This window comes from Deinococcus phoenicis, assembly GCF_000599865.1.
GTDB classification, from domain to species: Bacteria; Deinococcota; Deinococci; order Deinococcales; family Deinococcaceae; genus Deinococcus; species Deinococcus phoenicis.
Genome location: NZ_JHAC01000066.1, coordinates 13,003 through 27,113 on the forward strand (window position 1 = coordinate 13,003; position 14,111 = coordinate 27,113).

Annotated in this window: 15 protein-coding genes; 9 read left to right on the forward strand and 6 right to left on the reverse strand. The window is 68.9% G+C overall.

The window, feature by feature from the left end:
- Window positions 1-22: 22 nt before the first annotated feature.
- The 5 genes from DEIPH_RS15910 to DEIPH_RS15930 all read left to right on the forward strand — a co-directional run bounded on the left by DEIPH_RS15910 (window position 23) and on the right by DEIPH_RS15930 (window position 3,750).
- On the forward strand, window positions 23-598 hold the full coding sequence (locus tag DEIPH_RS15910) for a precorrin-2 dehydrogenase/sirohydrochlorin ferrochelatase family protein (protein ID WP_235183271.1): 576 nt from the start codon (window positions 23-25) through the stop codon (window positions 596-598).
- Complete coding sequence (hemA, locus tag DEIPH_RS15915) at window positions 595-1,701, forward strand: glutamyl-tRNA reductase (protein WP_034359993.1); 1,107 nt, start codon at window positions 595-597, stop codon at window positions 1,699-1,701. The genes DEIPH_RS15910 and hemA overlap by 4 nt, the downstream gene beginning before the upstream one ends.
- Window positions 1,702-1,794: 93 nt before the next feature.
- A complete protein-coding gene (ygfZ, locus tag DEIPH_RS15920) occupies window positions 1,795-2,676 on the forward strand; it encodes a CAF17-like 4Fe-4S cluster assembly/insertion protein YgfZ (RefSeq protein WP_034359995.1) in 882 nt (293 codons plus the stop codon).
- Entirely contained in the window at window positions 2,669-3,112 is a 444-nt protein-coding gene (locus DEIPH_RS15925; protein ID WP_034359997.1) for a hypothetical protein, read from the forward strand. Before ygfZ ends, DEIPH_RS15925 begins: the two co-directional genes overlap by 8 nt.
- Before the next feature lie 77 nt (window positions 3,113-3,189).
- Window positions 3,190-3,750, forward strand: coding sequence for a GNAT family N-acetyltransferase (locus tag DEIPH_RS15930; RefSeq protein WP_051517449.1), 561 nt, complete (start codon window positions 3,190-3,192; stop codon window positions 3,748-3,750).
- A gap of 34 nt (window positions 3,751-3,784) precedes the next feature.
- Here DEIPH_RS15930 and DEIPH_RS15935 read toward each other — a convergent pair whose 3' ends face one another.
- From DEIPH_RS15935 to DEIPH_RS15945, 3 genes are all read right to left on the reverse strand, one after another.
- Window positions 3,785-4,807: an ABC transporter permease gene (locus tag DEIPH_RS15935; protein WP_034359999.1), complete on the reverse strand. Its 1,023-nt coding sequence runs from the start codon at window positions 4,805-4,807 to the stop codon at window positions 3,785-3,787.
- Window positions 4,807-5,829 (reverse strand): ABC transporter permease, encoded by a 1,023-nt coding sequence (locus DEIPH_RS15940; protein WP_034360001.1) that lies wholly within the window; start codon window positions 5,827-5,829, stop codon window positions 4,807-4,809. The genes DEIPH_RS15935 and DEIPH_RS15940 overlap by 1 nt, the downstream gene beginning before the upstream one ends.
- Before the next feature lie 170 nt (window positions 5,830-5,999).
- Window positions 6,000-7,721 carry an ABC transporter substrate-binding protein gene (locus DEIPH_RS15945; RefSeq protein ID WP_034360002.1) on the reverse strand — a complete coding sequence of 574 codons (1,722 nt, stop codon included), beginning with the start codon at window positions 7,719-7,721 and terminating at the stop codon, window positions 6,000-6,002.
- A 211-nt stretch (window positions 7,722-7,932) separates the two neighbouring features.
- On the opposite strand from DEIPH_RS15945, the gene DEIPH_RS15950 reads away from it, so the two are divergent.
- Window positions 7,933-8,952 (forward strand): D-alanine--D-alanine ligase family protein, encoded by a 1,020-nt coding sequence (locus tag DEIPH_RS15950; RefSeq protein WP_034360018.1) that lies wholly within the window; start codon window positions 7,933-7,935, stop codon window positions 8,950-8,952.
- Between the two features lie 58 nt (window positions 8,953-9,010).
- Complete coding sequence (locus DEIPH_RS15955; RefSeq protein WP_034360004.1) at window positions 9,011-9,526, forward strand: M23 family metallopeptidase; 516 nt, start codon at window positions 9,011-9,013, stop codon at window positions 9,524-9,526.
- Here DEIPH_RS15955 and DEIPH_RS15960 read toward each other — a convergent pair.
- The 3 genes from DEIPH_RS15960 to DEIPH_RS15970 all read right to left on the reverse strand — a co-directional run bounded on the left by DEIPH_RS15960 (window position 9,495) and on the right by DEIPH_RS15970 (window position 11,733).
- Window positions 9,495-10,133, reverse strand: coding sequence for a histidine phosphatase family protein (locus tag DEIPH_RS15960; RefSeq protein WP_051517450.1), 639 nt, complete (start codon window positions 10,131-10,133; stop codon window positions 9,495-9,497). The two genes, DEIPH_RS15955 and DEIPH_RS15960, sit on opposite strands and share 32 nt — an antisense overlap.
- Window positions 10,130-11,035 carry an NUDIX domain-containing protein gene (locus tag DEIPH_RS15965; RefSeq protein ID WP_235183272.1) on the reverse strand — a complete coding sequence of 302 codons (906 nt, stop codon included), beginning with the start codon at window positions 11,033-11,035 and terminating at the stop codon, window positions 10,130-10,132. Before DEIPH_RS15965 ends, DEIPH_RS15960 begins: the two co-directional genes overlap by 4 nt.
- A gap of 92 nt (window positions 11,036-11,127) precedes the next feature.
- Entirely contained in the window at window positions 11,128-11,733 is a 606-nt protein-coding gene (locus tag DEIPH_RS15970; protein ID WP_034360006.1) for a GGDEF domain-containing protein, read from the reverse strand.
- 274 nt (window positions 11,734-12,007) lie between these two features.
- On the opposite strand from DEIPH_RS15970, the gene groES reads away from it, so the two are divergent.
- Window positions 12,008-12,295 carry a co-chaperone GroES gene (gene groES / locus DEIPH_RS15975; RefSeq protein WP_034360008.1) on the forward strand — a complete coding sequence of 96 codons (288 nt, stop codon included), beginning with the start codon at window positions 12,008-12,010 and terminating at the stop codon, window positions 12,293-12,295.
- A gap of 96 nt (window positions 12,296-12,391) precedes the next feature.
- Window positions 12,392-14,035, forward strand: coding sequence for a chaperonin GroEL (groL, locus tag DEIPH_RS15980; protein WP_034360010.1), 1,644 nt, complete (start codon window positions 12,392-12,394; stop codon window positions 14,033-14,035).
- The last annotated feature ends 76 nt before the right edge of the window (window positions 14,036-14,111 follow it).

Below are 14,111 nucleotides of genomic sequence, written 5' to 3' on the forward strand. Positions count from 1 at the left end.
CGCAGACAGTATGCTGCGCGTCATGAGTCTGGCGGCCTTCCTTGATCTGCGCGGCGAGGCGGCCCTGGTGGTCGGAGGCGGCCCGGTGGCGCTGCGCCGCACCCGCACGCTGCTGGAAGCGGGCCTGCACGTCCGGGTCGTCGCGCCGGGGCTGCGGCCCGAGTTCGGCGCGCTGCCGGTGCAGGCCGAGCGCCGCCCCTACCGGCCGCAGGACGTGCAGGGGATGCGGGTGGTCGTCGCCGCCACGGACGACCCGGCCGTGAACGACGCCGTGACCGAGGCCGCCCGCGCCGCCGGCGCACTGGTCAACCACGCGGGCGAGGCGGCGCGCGGCACCCTGCGCTTTCCCGCCGTCGTCCGGCGTGACAGGGTGCAGGTGGCGGTCAGCACCGGGCGTGAGCTGCCGCTGCTCGCGCAGGCGCTCGGGGAACGCATCGCGGCGCTGCTGCCGGAGGGTGCGGCTGTGGACGCCTGGACCGCGCGGCGTCAGCGGGCACTGGCGCTCGCGCCGGCCGAGCGGGACCCCGCACTGGCGGGCCTGCGGGCCGAGATCCGCGCCGCCGTGGGCCTGCCCGTGCAGGCGGGAGGGGCCGCATGACCCTCGCCTGCCCCACGGCCCGCGCCTTTCTCGCCCAGCCGCAGGTGCCGCCGCTCGCGCCGCTGGATTTCGCGGTGGTGGGCCTGAACCACCAGACCGCGCCCGTCGAGGTGCGCGAGCGGGCCGCCGTGCGCACCGGGGACGAGCGGGTGATTCTCGAACACCTGTCGCACCACGCGCGTGAGGTGATGCTGCTCGCCACCTGCAACCGCACCGAGGTCTACCTCGCGGGCATAGAGGGCGACCCGGTGAGCGCCTTCGAGGGAGCCTGGGGCCACGCGCTGGAAGGCCACCTGTATGTCCACCGGGGCGACGCGGCGGTCCAGCACCTCTACCGTGTCGCGGCGGGGCTGGACAGCCTGGTGATCGGCGAGACGCAGATTCAGGGCCAGGTCAAACGGGCCTGGCAGGCGGCGCGCGACCAGCACCTCTCCGGCACGCTGCTGAACAAGGTGGCCCAGGGGGCGCTGGCCGCCGGCAAGCGCGTGCGCTTTGAGACCGGCCTCAGCGACAGGGTGGTCAGCGTGTCGAGCGCCGCCGTCGAACTCGCGCAAGCCGCGCTGGGCGACCTGACCCGGCGCACGGCCCTGATCCTGGGCGCGGGCGAGACCGCCGAACTCACCCTGACGCACCTGCGGGCGGCGGGCGTGCAGGACGTGATCGTGGTCAACCGCACCGCCGAGCGCGCCCGCCAGCTCGCCGAGAAGCTGGGGGGCCGCGCCTGCGCCGCCGAGTACCTGCACGAGGTACTGCCGGAAGCCGACGTGGTGATCGCCTCCAGCGCCGCGCCCCACTACGTCCTGCACGGGGAGGGTGTCCGCCCGGCGCTCGAAGGCCGCCCCGGGCGCGCCATGTTCCTGATCGACATCAGCGTGCCGCGCATCCTCGACCCCGACATCGCGGACGTGCCCGGCGCGCACCTCTACAACCTCGACGACCTCACCGCCATCGTCAGCCGCAACCTGCAAAGCCGCCGCGCCGCCCTCCCCCACGCCGAGGCCATCATCCGCGAGGCCGCCTGCGACCTCTCCCGCTGGTACCTGACCCGCGAGGCGCAGTTGCGGCGGCAGCCCCGGCGGGAACTGGCCCTGGCAAGCGACTGACCGGCTCTGCGACTGGCCAGCTCTGCGACTGGCCGGCTCTTCCCGGTACCCCGCGCCACCAACCCCGGCCCCGTTTTCCCGTACCCTGCCGCTATGTGGACCCGGCTTCCCTCCAGTGCGCTGCGCCTGACCGGCGCGGACCGTGTGGCCTTCGTGCAGGGGCAGATGACCAACGATCTGCGTGGCGCACCGACGCCCGGGCTGGTGGCCTGCACCTTCCTGAACGTGCGCGGGCAGATCGAGTTCTTCGCGCGGGCCTACAAGCGTGCAGAGGACGTGTACCTGCACCTCGACGCCGGACAGGCCCAGGGCCTCGCCGCCCGGCTGAGGCGCTACATCATCTTCGATCAGGTGGACATGCAGGACGTGACGGAGGACCTGCGGACCGTCCACGTCTGGGGCGGCCAGACCGTGCCCGGCTGGGACCCGGCGGGCGGGGACGCGCAGACCTTTACGCTGGGCGGCGGGACGGTGCTGGCGGGCCGCGTGAACCGCACGGGTGCGGCGGGCATGGACCTGCACTACCTGGCCCGCCAGGAGGCCGGGGTACTGGCGGCGCTGGGCGGCGAGGAGGCACCCCTGGCGGTTCTGGACGCCGCGCGCGTGCGGGCCGGCCTTCCTGACGTGACCCGTGACGGCTTCGCGGGGACCCTGCCGCAGGAGGTCGGCCTGGATGTGGGCGGCCCACTTCCGGCCATCAGCTACCGCAAGGGCTGCTACGTGGGCCAGGAGATCATGGCCCGGCTGGAAGCGCGCGGAAACGCTCGCTACCACCTCGCGCGCGTCGCCGGAGAGGGTCTGCCCGACCACGCCGAGGTGACGCGGGCAGGCAAGGTCGTCGGGCAGGCGGGCCTCTTCGCGGCTGGGCTGAGCCTGGCACGGCTCCGCAAGGAACTCGCGCTGGGGGAGACGGTGGAGGTGGGCGGTGTGCCCGCCACCGTCCAGTCATTGCTGCCAGCCCCCGCCGATGCTTGACGCCTTCGCGCGGGAGCTGCGCGCCGGGACCCCCGCCGACCTGACCCGGGCGGCCCGGCGTGCCCAGGCCGCCGCGTTTCTGGCCCTCGCCGTGCCGGGGCTGCCGCTGGGGGGGCTGTACCTCCTGACGCGGCCCGCGCCGCTGGCCGCCGTCTGGGTCGCGGCGCTGGCGCTGCTGGCGGCGCTGCTCGCGCTGGTCGCCCTGCGCCTCGCTCGCCGCGCCGCCCGCGACCCGGTCCAGCCCCCTGCCCGCACGGCCCTGGCCGCCGCCATGCAGGCGGGGACCGCCCCGGCCGTGCCCTTTTTGCTGGGCTGCGCCTTTCTGGCCCAGCCCGCCGCCGTGGCCCTGCTGTGGGGGCTGGCGGTCTGCGCCTATGCTGCGGCCTGGGCCAGTGTGCCCGGCTGGGTGAAGGCGGGGGCGACCCGGGCCGACTGAACCCGGCCCCTGTCCCTCCCCCGCCCTGCGCCATCTGGCTCAGGCGCGTCGCCCATCTGCCCCTTAGCCTGGGCAGGATGTACGCCGAAACTCCCCGCCTGCTGCTGGTGCCCCTCACGCGCGAGGTGATCGAGACCCGCCTGTCGCGTGACACCTTCACGGCGGCGGTGCCCACACCGCATGGCCCCCTCACCGTCACCTATCCACCGGCCTGGCCGGGCGACCTCCTCCCCCTCTTGCCCCGGCGGCTGGCCCCGTTCGACGCCGCGAAAGAAGCGTGGAGCGCCACCCTGGTCGAGCTGGCCACCCTCACGGCCATCGGGCAACTGGGGGCCAAGGGACGCCCGGACGCGCAGGGCGACCAGGAGATCGGCTACGGGCTGAACCCTGAAGCCTGGGGACAGGGCTACGCGACCGAGGCCGCCCGCGTACTTGTCGCGGCGCTGCTGGCCCGGCCCGACGTGCGGCGCGTGACCGCCCAGACCGCCACGACCAACCCGGCCAGTGGGCGCGTGCTGGAAAAACTCGGCTTCGAGAAGGTCGGCACCGCCTGGGACGAGGAGGACGGCGACCTCATCGTGTGGGCCTGCGCGGCGGGCAACGCCTCCCAGGAAGCAATGAAGACGCCCCCGGCCTGAGCGGCGGGGGCGTGAAGGCGAAGGGCCGGGTTTCTCAGCGGCTCTTGGGATCGTAGGCGTCGCGCAGGGCGTCACCGAACAGGTTGAAGCCCAGGCTGAACAGCACGATAAAGGCGGCGGGAAAGACCATCACGTACCAGTAGGCGGGTTGCAGCCAGGCGCGCGCGAAGTCCACCAGCTGGCCCCACTCGGCGTACCCGGTGGGAAAGCCCAGGCCCAGGAAGGACAGGGCGGCCACGCTCAGCGGCACGGTGCCCAGGTCCAGAATGGCGATGGTGATGACGCTGGCGAGGCTGTTGGGAATCACGTGCTTCATGATCAGCCGCCAGTCGCGGGCACCCAGCGAGCGGGCGGCGTCCACGTACTCCAGCTGCCGCGTCCGCAGCACCTCGCCGCGCACGATGCGCGCGTAGCTGGCCCAGCCGGCCACGGTGTACGCGAGGATAATCGGGAAGGACGGGTCTACACCCGGATTTCTGGCCCTCAGGAACGTGACCAGGATGATCGTCAGCACCAGGCTCGGCAGGGCGAAGATCACGTCGATGAAGCGCTGGATCAGGTTGTCGATCCAGCCGCCGTAAAAGCCGCTGATCGCCCCGATCACCACGCCCACCAGCAGGGTGATGCTGACCACGATCAGGGCCAGCTTGAACATGGTGCGCGTGCCCCACACCAGGCCGTAGAAGATGTCGTAGCCCTGGCTGGTCCCGAAAACGGCCTGCGGGTTGGGGGGCACGGGTGTGGGCGCGAAGCTTTCGCGCTCGATGGAGTAGCAGCTGTCGGGTGCGTTGAACAGCGCCTGCCAGAAGCCGGGGTTGGCCGGATTGTAGATTTGGGTGGGGCTGCTGAGATTCAGGTCACGCAGGCAGTTGCCCCCCGCCTCGGTAGAGGGCCGGGCGATCCAGGGCGCAAAGAAGGCGGTCAGAACGAACAGCAGGGAGATCAGCAGCCCGACCATGGCGAGCTTGTTGCGGCGCAGCTTCTGCACCGGGCGGGAGGTCAGGAAGCCCTTGAGGCGGCTTTCCCGCGGCTGGGGGGGAGCACTGAGCGTCGTCATCAGTCGAACCTCACGCGGGGGTCAATGACACCGTACAGGATGTCGGTGAGGGTGCTGACCACCACCACGATCAGCGCCGAGAGCAGCGCAAAGCCCAGCACCGAGGGAATGTCGAGTTGCAAGGCCGACTGCACCACCCATTGCCCGATGCCGGGGTAGGCGAAGATGGTCTCGGTAATCAGCGAGCCGCTCAGCAGCCCGATAATCAGGAAGCCGCCCAACGTGATGACCGACAGCAGGGCGTTGCGCCGGGCATGCTTGAGGTTCACGACCCGTTCGGCCAGGCCCTTGGCACGCGCCGTCCGGACGTAGTCGCTGCTGAGCGATTCGAGCATGCTGTTGCGCATCACTTTCAGGATGGTGGCGCTGCTGATGATAATCAGCGTCAGTGCGGGCATCAGCAGGTGCCGGAACACGTCGAGCGCCACGTTGAAGCGGCCGTTCAGCAGCGCGTCGACCCCGAGCATCCCGGTATAGCGCTTCATGTCCCCGATGGCGAACTGGTTCAGCACGTCCAGCTGACCGGCCCCCGGCAACCAGCCCAGGTAGCCGTACAGCACGGCCAGCAGCACGATCCCCAGCACGAAGGAAGGCAGGCTGTTGCCCAGCACGGCAAAGACCCGCAGGAACTGGTCCACGAACCGGTCCTTGTTCAGGGCGCTCAGGGTGCCCAGCCAGACCCCGATCAGGATGATGGGAATGGCGGTGACCAGGGTCAACTCGATGGTGTTCGGCAAGCGGGTCTTGATGGTGTCCAGCACCGGCTGCCCGCTGGCCTTGGAAAAGCCCAGGTCACCGTGCAGGGTGCTGCTGAGCCACTTGCCGTACTGCACCGGGAACGGCTGATCCAGCCCCCGGTCACGAATGATGCGTTCCATTTGCGCCGCCTGCTGGTCACTCTTGATGTAACCGGCAGCACGCTGTGCAGGCGTGAGCAACATGGTGAGGGCCACGATCAGAATCGACAGGGCCAGCATGACCAGCGGAATCTGAACGAGGCGGCGGACGATGAAATTGAGCATGAGAGACCTCTGGAAGAACCCGGTAGGGAGTCCGGCTTAATTTTCCTCGCAAAACGGGGGCCGATGATGAAAGTCGGTGAGGTTTGGGCCAGGAATCCACCACCAATGCCGCCCGGCAACACAGATGGGCGGGGGGGCACGTCCCGCCCCCCCCGCCCCCTTTGTTCAGCTTACTTCTTGCTGAGGTCCTTCCAGAAGGTCCCGGTGTAGCTGAAGCTGGTCATGGGGTTGTAGGTCTGGGCAGTGGCCCCGACCAGGTTGCTGCGCTGCACGTTCAGGCCGATCCCGGCGGGCACCAGGAGGTAGGGCGACTGCTCGTAGGCGCGCTGGCCGACCAGGCTGTAGAGGCGGTTACGCTCGGCCTGGTTGGTGGTGACGCGGGCCTGCTCCAGCCACTTGTCCACGGTGGCGTCCTTCCAGTTGCTGCGGGGGTAGTAGTACCCGTTGCTGCTGTAGAAGGTGTACATGAAGTTGTCGGGGTCGGCGTAGTCGGGTGCCCAACCGATGATGATCATCGGCTCCTTGCCCGCCTTGGAATCGTTGAGCATCGCCGACCATTCCTTGGACTGGATGTTCACGCGGAACTTGGGGTTCAGCGCCTCGATGTTCTTCTTCAGGATTTCCATGGCCGTCTGGGACGGCACGCTGCCCGCGCGGTAGGCCACGTTCAGCGTGAAGCCGTTCTTCCAGACGTTGCCGCCCCAGGCGCGCTGGAGGTACGCCTTGGCCTGCGCCGCGTCGTACTTGTAGGTCTTGACCTTGGCGTCGTAGCCGGGGAAGGTGTCGGGGAGCAGCATGGTGCGCTGCTTGCCCTTGCCCTTCTGCACGTCCTGGATGTACTGGGCGTAGTTGAAGGCGTAGGCGAAGCCGCGGCGCACGTTCACGTCGCTGAAGAAGTTGGCGGGGATGCCCTGACCGTCGAGCTTGCCGCTGCCCAGGCGCGACGAGTCCTTGATGTTCTCGTTCATGAAGATGCCGGTGGCGTTGACGTTCGGGAGGCCGTCCACGACCACCACGCCGGGCTTGCCCTTCAGCTGCTCTTCGATGTTGGCGCGCGTCCCGGCCTCGATCAGGTCGGCGTCGCCGCGCAGGAAGGCCTGCTGGCGGGCGGCCAGTTCCGGCACCTTCTGGATGATCACGTTCTTGATCGCGGGCTTCTTGCCCCAGTAGCCGTCGAAGGCCTGGGCCAGGATGGCGTTGGCGTCCTTGCGGACCAGGCGGTAGGCCCCGGTCCCGCTGGGCTTGGCACTCAGCGCGCTGCCCTGGAGGTCCTTGCCGACCCAGTTCTTCCAGTCGGCCTCGGTGCCCTTCCACTCGCCCAGCCCGATCGCGTACTTGCTGTCCACGATGCTCTGGCCCGCGAAGGCGAGCTTGGACAGGAACGCGGGGTCGGCCTTGGGCAGCGTGAAGACCAGCTGGCCATTGTTGTTGCACTCCACGGCCTTGTCGATCTTGGCCCAGGTGATGCCCTTGTCGTCGTTGGCGTTGCTGGCGGTGCCCAGCAGGCTCTCCGAGAGGAACCAGTTGCCCGACTCGGCGGCGTTGGTCACCAGGTTGCGCTCGAAGGTGTATTCGGCGTCACGGCAGGTCATGGTGTTGCCGGAGTGGAACTTGACGTTCTTGCGCAGGTCGAAGGTGTAGGTCTTGCCCCCGTTGCTGATGGTCCACTTGGTCGCCAGCAGCGGTTCGAGGTCACGCAGGCTGGCTCCCCTGTAGGTCAGCAGCGTCTCGTAGATGTTCTCGACGGTCTGACCGCTGCCGGTGTCGTAGGTCGCGCCGGGGTCGAGGGTGGGCGTGTCGGCGGCCTGTTGAACGACCAGCGTGTCCTTGGGTGCGGCGGCAAACGCCGCGCCAGCGAGAAGCAGGGTGCTGAGCAGAGCAAGTTTCTTCATTGCGCCTCCTGGGCGAGGGTGCTGCACGCCGCGCAACCTTGGTTGCGGGGGGACGGCACCGATGTGGGGTTAAACGCTAGGCATCATAGCGTAGGCTGAGCGGCGGGTGTGAGAGTTCGCCAAGAGCGGAAAGAGGTCTAGATCGCACTTTCCTGCGCGTCAGATGCTCCTGGGGAGGCCCAGCAGCAGCGTGAGTGCCATACTGCACCCCGTGAAGAAGCGCATCCTGCTGCTGGCGGGCGGTCAGTCCGGCGAGCATGAAGTCAGTCTGAGGAGTGCCCGGAGCGTGTTGAGCGCCCTGCCCCGCGACCAGTTCGACGTGACGCCAGTAGTAATCAGCCCCCAGGGCCGCTGGCTGCCCCCCACCGACACCCAGCGCGCCCTGGACACCGGCGAGGCCCAGCGCGGCGGTGACCTGGTGCTGCACCGCGCCGCCAGCGCCGAGGGCTACGACGCCGTCTTTCCCCTGCTACACGGCCCGATGGGCGAGGACGGCACCATTCAGGGCCTCCTGACGCTGGCCGGGATTCCCTTCGTGGGGTCGGGTGTGCTGGGGTCGGCGGTCAGCATGGACAAGGTGATGACGAAGCAGGTGCTGGCCTCGTCGGGGATTCCGCAGGTCGCCTGGCGGCTGGCGGTGCGCCGCGAGTGGCAGACTTCCCCCGAGGAGGTGCGTGCCCGCGCCGCCGAGCTGGGCTACCCCCTGTTCGTGAAGCCCGCCAACCTGGGGTCGAGCGTGGGGATCAGCAAGGTGAACCGCCCCGGGGAGCTGGAACGCGCCCTGGACCTGGCGTTCGACCTCGACCGGCGGGTGATTCTGGAAGCGATGACCCCGCACAAGCCCCGCGAGGTGGAGGTGGGGATTCTCGGGAACGACGCGCCCATCGCCAGCCCGGTCGGGGAGCTGCGCTTCGACGCCGACTTCTACGACTACGAGACGAAATACACCGAGGGCCGCGCGACCATGTTTGTCCCCGCACCGCTGCCCGCCGAGGTGGCCGAGCGCGTGCGGGCGCTGGCCCTGGAAGCCTTCCGGGCGCTCGACTGCGCCGGACTGGCCCGGGTGGACTTCTTCTACATCGAGCAGACCGGCGACCTCTTCCTGAACGAGGTCAACACCATGCCCGGCTTCACCACCACCAGCATGTACCCCAGGCTGTTCGAGGCGGCGGGCCTGAGCTACAGCGAACTGGTGACGCGCCTGGTGGAGCTGGCCCTCGAAGAACGGTAGAGCGGCCAACGGGAGGACGGCCCGGCCTGCTCTCATCCCCCCGCCCCATGCTGGAGGGGTGCGCCGCCTGCTCCGTCTGCTGCTCGTTCTCGCGCTGTTCGCGGGGGCGGCTTATCTGCTGTGGCCCAGCGTGCAGAGGGCACAGCGGTACGCAGCCCTGATGGCCTCGCCTGCCCCGACCACGCGGAGCCTCCCCAACCCGCTGCCCGGCCAGCGCTTCGTGGACACCTGGGGTGGGGCACGCTCGGAGGGCCGAAAACACGAGGGCGTGGACATCTTCGCGGCGCGGGGCACGCCGGTTCACGCCACCACACGCGGCGTCGTGCTGAACGTGGGCGAGAACCGCCTGGGCGGGCGCACGGTGATGGTTCTGGGTCCCGGCGGACAGCGGCACTATTACGCGCACCTCGACCGCTACGCCGACTTGCAGGAAGGCCAGTGGATCGAGGCCGGCAGGGTCGTCGGTTACGTGGGCGACAGCGGCAACGCCAAAGGCACGCCGACCCACCTGCACTACGGCATCTATCAGCTGGGCGGCGCGGTCAATCCTTATCCGTTGCTGCGCCAGGACTGAGCGGCCCGGCCAGGTGCGGCGCGAGATTCACGCCGGTCAGCAGCGCCGTAGGCGAGTCGCGCCGCAGGGTCAGGGTGGCAAAGCCCGTGGCCCTGAACGCGAACCATCCCCGCTCCGCCCCGGTCAGCTCGCACAGCACGCTGTTCAGGAAACCGCCATGCGAAACCACCAGCACGTTGTTCGCGCCGGCCCGCCACAGCCCCTCCAGGGCCAGCAGGGCGCGGGCGCGGATGGCCGCCCGACTCTCCCCACCCTCCGCCGTGAACGGGTCGAGATCATGCCGGAAGGCGGGAATGGGAAAGCGGCGCAGCGCCTCGGCGCGGGGTAGGCCCGCGAGGGGGCCGTTGTCCCACTCGCGCCACAGGTCGTCCGGATACAGGGGAACCTTTGCCGCCGTCACGATCTCCGCCGTCTGCCGGGCACGCGCCAGGGTGGAACAGAAGGCCACCTCGAAGCCGGGCGGGTGCGCCTGCCAGTACGCCGCGAGCGCCTCTGCCTGTCCCCGGCCCACGGCCGTCAACGGCGAGTCGTAACGGCCTTCATGCACGCCCTCGTCGTCCGCGCGGCTGCGCCCGTGGCGCAGGAGGGTGAGGTGGAGGGCGCTCATCCTGTCCTCGCCGCCAGAATCACGCGCTCGCCTGCACTCACAGCCACCTCGGTACAGGTCAGCCCGGGATGTGCCCACAGCGCCTCCCGCTCGGGGTCACCCGCGTGCAGGGCTTCGGGCAGCTGCCCCGGCGGGCTGAAGTTGTCCAGCACCAACAGGCCACCGGGGCGCAGGGCAGAAATCAGGAGGTCCAGGCTCTCCGTCTCGCGCTTGGCGGGTACACAGTCGCTGAAGATCAGGTCGAAGGGGCCGAAGGCGAGCGCCTCCCGCCAGTCACCGTGCAGCACCTCGGCGCGGTCGTCTCCTGCCAGGACGGTGCGGGTGACCAGGGCACGCTCGGGGTCGAGTTCCACCGTCACCAGGCGCGAGGCCCCGTCCATGCCCGCCAGCAACCAGGCCGCGCCCACGCCCGTCCCGCTGCCCAGCTCCGCGAAGTGCCCAGCCGGTCGCGTGGCCGCCAGCGTCCGCAGGAGCCGTCCGGTTTCCGGACTGCACGAGCGGCCAAACCCCAGCCGTTCCGCCTGGACGTGCGCCCGGTGTACCCGGCCCGGCAGAGCGAGTGCCGGGGCTGTCGCGCCGCGTGCGGCCAGAACCTGCCGCAGTTGCACGTCGTCGGCCCAGGGGAGCGTGCGCGGGTTCACCCAGGCGACCGGGCGGCCCTCGGGGCTGGGGTGCAGGCTCAGCAGGCGGGCGGGGAAGCAGAGGGCACCCTCCGCCAGGGTCAGCGCCTCGCCCGACACCTCCACCCGCGCGCCGCATTCCTCCCAGGCCTCGCGCACGGCGGCCTCCGCGCCCGTCTCGCCGGGATGGATACCGCCGCCCGGCAGGGTCCAGCCTCCGGCATCCCTTGCGGCCATCAGCACGCGGCCCTCACGCTCCACCCACACGCAGGCGCGGCCCACGCGATCGGTGGAGGGGGAAAGGTTGGTGAAGGGCGCGGCACGGCCCCACTCTTCGGCCGGACGGCTGACCGCTGAAAGCTGTCCCCTCCCCCTCACAGCGCCCCCCGGTTGCGCTCGATCAACTCATCCAGCGCCTCGCGCAGCAAGGACGCCTCGGTGCGGCCCAGCGCGCCTGACAGCTTGGCGAGGCGTTCGAGCTGGCTTTTGGGGTAGTAGTTGCTTTTCAGGACCATCTTGCTTTCCACGTAGATGCAGGCGCGGCCTCGGCCCTCGCGTTTGGCCCGCAGCAGGGCCTCATCGGCGGCGCGGTACAGCTCGGCGAAGGTGTGGGCATGGGCGGGCCGCGCCGCCAGCCCCACACTCAGCCCCAGCGTGCGCGGCCACTGGGGGTCGCGGTGAATCTGGAAGTGCTTGATCACTTCGTCGAAGAGGATCAGGGCCGTTTCGGCGGCGGTCTCGGGCAGGATGACCGCGTACTCGTCGCCGCCGATCCGCCCGATGATGCTGCCGCCCGGCAGGCTCCCCGCCAGGAGCCGTTCCACGCTCCGCAGGACGCGGTCACCTTCGGCCCGGCCCAGCGTCTCGTTCACCGTCAGAAAATGATCGAGGTCCAGCACTGCCAGCGTCAGCGGCGCGTCACCCAGCCGGTCAAAGGCGTCCTCGAATGGATTGCGGGACAGGATATCGGGTCGGGGCATAGGTCGTCCTCCTTACCAGGGGGCAGAAAGGTTTCCACAAAACGGCTGTGTATTGTCTTCTTACATATATATGTTAGACCTATAGCCCGCAACCCCCACCCCCAAAAGCCGCGTGCTGGTGGGCCTTGAGCGCCCTAGACTCAGATTGTCAGACTCCGGCAGTTGACATTTCTATCAAGGCAGGACTAGTATTCCGTCTGGAACGGCAAAAACCGCCGGGTAAGCCGGCGCGCCGATGCTGTCACACCCACTTCACTTCACAGGAGGGACACCCATGCTGAAACCTTTGGGCGACCGCGTTCTCGTTGAGATCATCGAAGAAACCGAGCAGAAGACCGCCGGGGGCCTTTACGTGCCCGACACCGCCAAGGAAAAGAGCCAGCGCGGCAAGGTCATCGCCGTCGGCAACGGCAAGATGCTCGACAACGGCACGCGTGTCCCGCTGGACGTCAAGGAGGGCGACACGGTGTACTTCGCCAAGTACGGCGGCACCGAAGTCAGCCTGGACGGCAAGAACTACAGCCTCCTCAACGAACGCGACGTTCTCGCCATCGTCGAGTAAAGGCTGCTGGAGGAGACGTGAGGCCCGCCTTCGTCTCTCTCTTCTGCTGCCCTGACGCCCGACTTCTCAGTTTTTCTTTCTTAAGGAGCAACAATCATGGCTAAACAGCTTGTGTTTGATGAAAATGCCCGCCGCGCGCTGGAACGCGGCGTCAACGCCGTCGCCAACGCCGTCAAGGTGACCCTTGGGCCGCGTGGCCGCAACGTGGTGATCGAGAAGAAGTTCGGCAGCCCCACCATCACCAAGGACGGCGTGACCGTCGCCAAGGAAGTGGAGCTGGAGGACAAGCTGGAGAACATCGGCGCGCAGCTGCTGAAGGAAGTCGCCAGCAAGACCAACGACATCACGGGTGACGGCACCACCACCGCCACCGTGCTGGGCCAGGCCGTCGTGAAGGAAGGCCTGCGCAACGTGGCCGCCGGCGCCAACCCCCTCGCCCTGAAGCGCGGCATCGACAAGGCCGTGGCCGTCGCCACCGAGGAAATCCGCAAGCTGGCCGTGCCGGTCGAGGACAGCGACGCCATCAAGAAGGTCGCGGGCATCAGCGCCAACGACGAGCAGGTCGGCCTGGAAATCGCCAACGCGATGGACAAGGTCGGCAAGGAAGGCGTCATCACCATTGAGGAGTCCAAGGGCTTCGACACCGAAGTGGACGTGGTGGAAGGGATGCAGTTCGACAAGGGCTACATCAGCCCCTACTTCATCACCAGCCCCGACACGATGGAAGCCGTCCTCGAAGACGCCTACATCCTGATCAACGAGAAGAAGGTCAGTGCGCTGAAGGACCTGCTCCCCGTGCTGGAAAAGGTCGCGCAGACGGGCCGTCCCCTCCTGATCATCGCCGAAGACGTGGAAGGCGAGGCGCTCGCCACCCTGGTCGTGAACAAGCTGCGCGGCACCCTGAACATCGCCGCCGTGAAGGCCCCCGGCTTCGGTGACCGCCGCAAGGAAATGCTTCGCGACATCGCCGCCGTGACCGGTGGTCAGGTCGTCAGCGAGGACCTCGGGCACCGCCTGGAGAACGTGGGCATGGACATGCTGGGCCGCGCCGCGCGCATCCGCATCACCAAGGACGAGACGACCATCGTGGACGGCAAGGGCAACCAGACCGAGATCGACGCCCGTGTCAACGCGATCAAGGCCGAACTCGACACCACCGATTCGGACTACGCCCGCGAGAAGCTCCAGGAGCGCCTCGCCAAGCTGGCGGGCGGCGTGGCCGTGATCCGCGTGGGTGCGGCGACCGAGACCGAACTCAAGGAGAAGAAGCACCGCTACGAGGACGCCCTGTCCACCGCGCGCAGCGCCGTGGAAGAAGGCATCGTCGCCGGCGGCGGCACCACGCTGCTGCGCGTGATCCCGGCGGTTCGCAAGGCCGCCGAGAGCCTGACGGGTGACGAGGCGACCGGCGCGCGTATCCTGATCCGCGCCCTGGAAGAGCCTGCCCGCCAGATCGCCATGAACGCGGGCGAGGAAGGCAGCGTCATCGTGAACGCCGTCATCAACTCCGACCAGCCCCGTTACGGCTTCAACGCCGCAACCGGCGAGTACGTCGAGGACATGGTGCAGGCCGGGATCGTGGACCCCGCCAAGGTGACCCGCACCGCCCTCCAGAACGCTGCCTCCATCGGCGCGCTGATCCTGACGACGGAAGCCATCGTCAGCGACAAGCCCGAGAAGGCCGCGCCTGCGGCCCCCGCCGGCGGCGACATGGGCGGCATGGGCGGGATGGACTTCTAAAGCAGGGATGAGCGCTTAGGACGGCGCTCATAAGGGTTGCCGGGTGAGGGTATAGCCACACCGTTGAAACCAGCCC

Coding starts and splice junctions, on each gene's coding strand:
- groL (WP_034360010.1), top strand. CDS start 12,392: ATGGCTAAACAGCTTGTGTTTGATGAAAATGCCCGCCGCGCGCTGGAA.
- hemA (WP_034359993.1), top strand. CDS start 595: ATGACCCTCGCCTGCCCCACGGCCCGCGCCTTTCTCGCCCAGCCGCAG.
- DEIPH_RS15910 (WP_235183271.1), top strand. CDS start 23: ATGAGTCTGGCGGCCTTCCTTGATCTGCGCGGCGAGGCGGCCCTGGTG.
- DEIPH_RS15945 (WP_034360002.1), bottom strand. CDS start 7,721: ATGAAGAAACTTGCTCTGCTCAGCACCCTGCTTCTCGCTGGCGCGGCG.
- ygfZ (WP_034359995.1), top strand. CDS start 1,795: ATGTGGACCCGGCTTCCCTCCAGTGCGCTGCGCCTGACCGGCGCGGAC.
- groES (WP_034360008.1), top strand. CDS start 12,008: ATGCTGAAACCTTTGGGCGACCGCGTTCTCGTTGAGATCATCGAAGAA.
- DEIPH_RS15925 (WP_034359997.1), top strand. CDS start 2,669: ATGCTTGACGCCTTCGCGCGGGAGCTGCGCGCCGGGACCCCCGCCGAC.
- DEIPH_RS15935 (WP_034359999.1), bottom strand. CDS start 4,807: ATGACGACGCTCAGTGCTCCCCCCCAGCCGCGGGAAAGCCGCCTCAAG.
- DEIPH_RS15970 (WP_034360006.1), bottom strand. CDS start 11,733: ATGCCCCGACCCGATATCCTGTCCCGCAATCCATTCGAGGACGCCTTT.
- DEIPH_RS15930 (WP_051517449.1), top strand. CDS start 3,190: ATGTACGCCGAAACTCCCCGCCTGCTGCTGGTGCCCCTCACGCGCGAG.
- DEIPH_RS15940 (WP_034360001.1), bottom strand. CDS start 5,829: ATGCTCAATTTCATCGTCCGCCGCCTCGTTCAGATTCCGCTGGTCATG.
- DEIPH_RS15960 (WP_051517450.1), bottom strand. CDS start 10,133: ATGAGCGCCCTCCACCTCACCCTCCTGCGCCACGGGCGCAGCCGCGCG.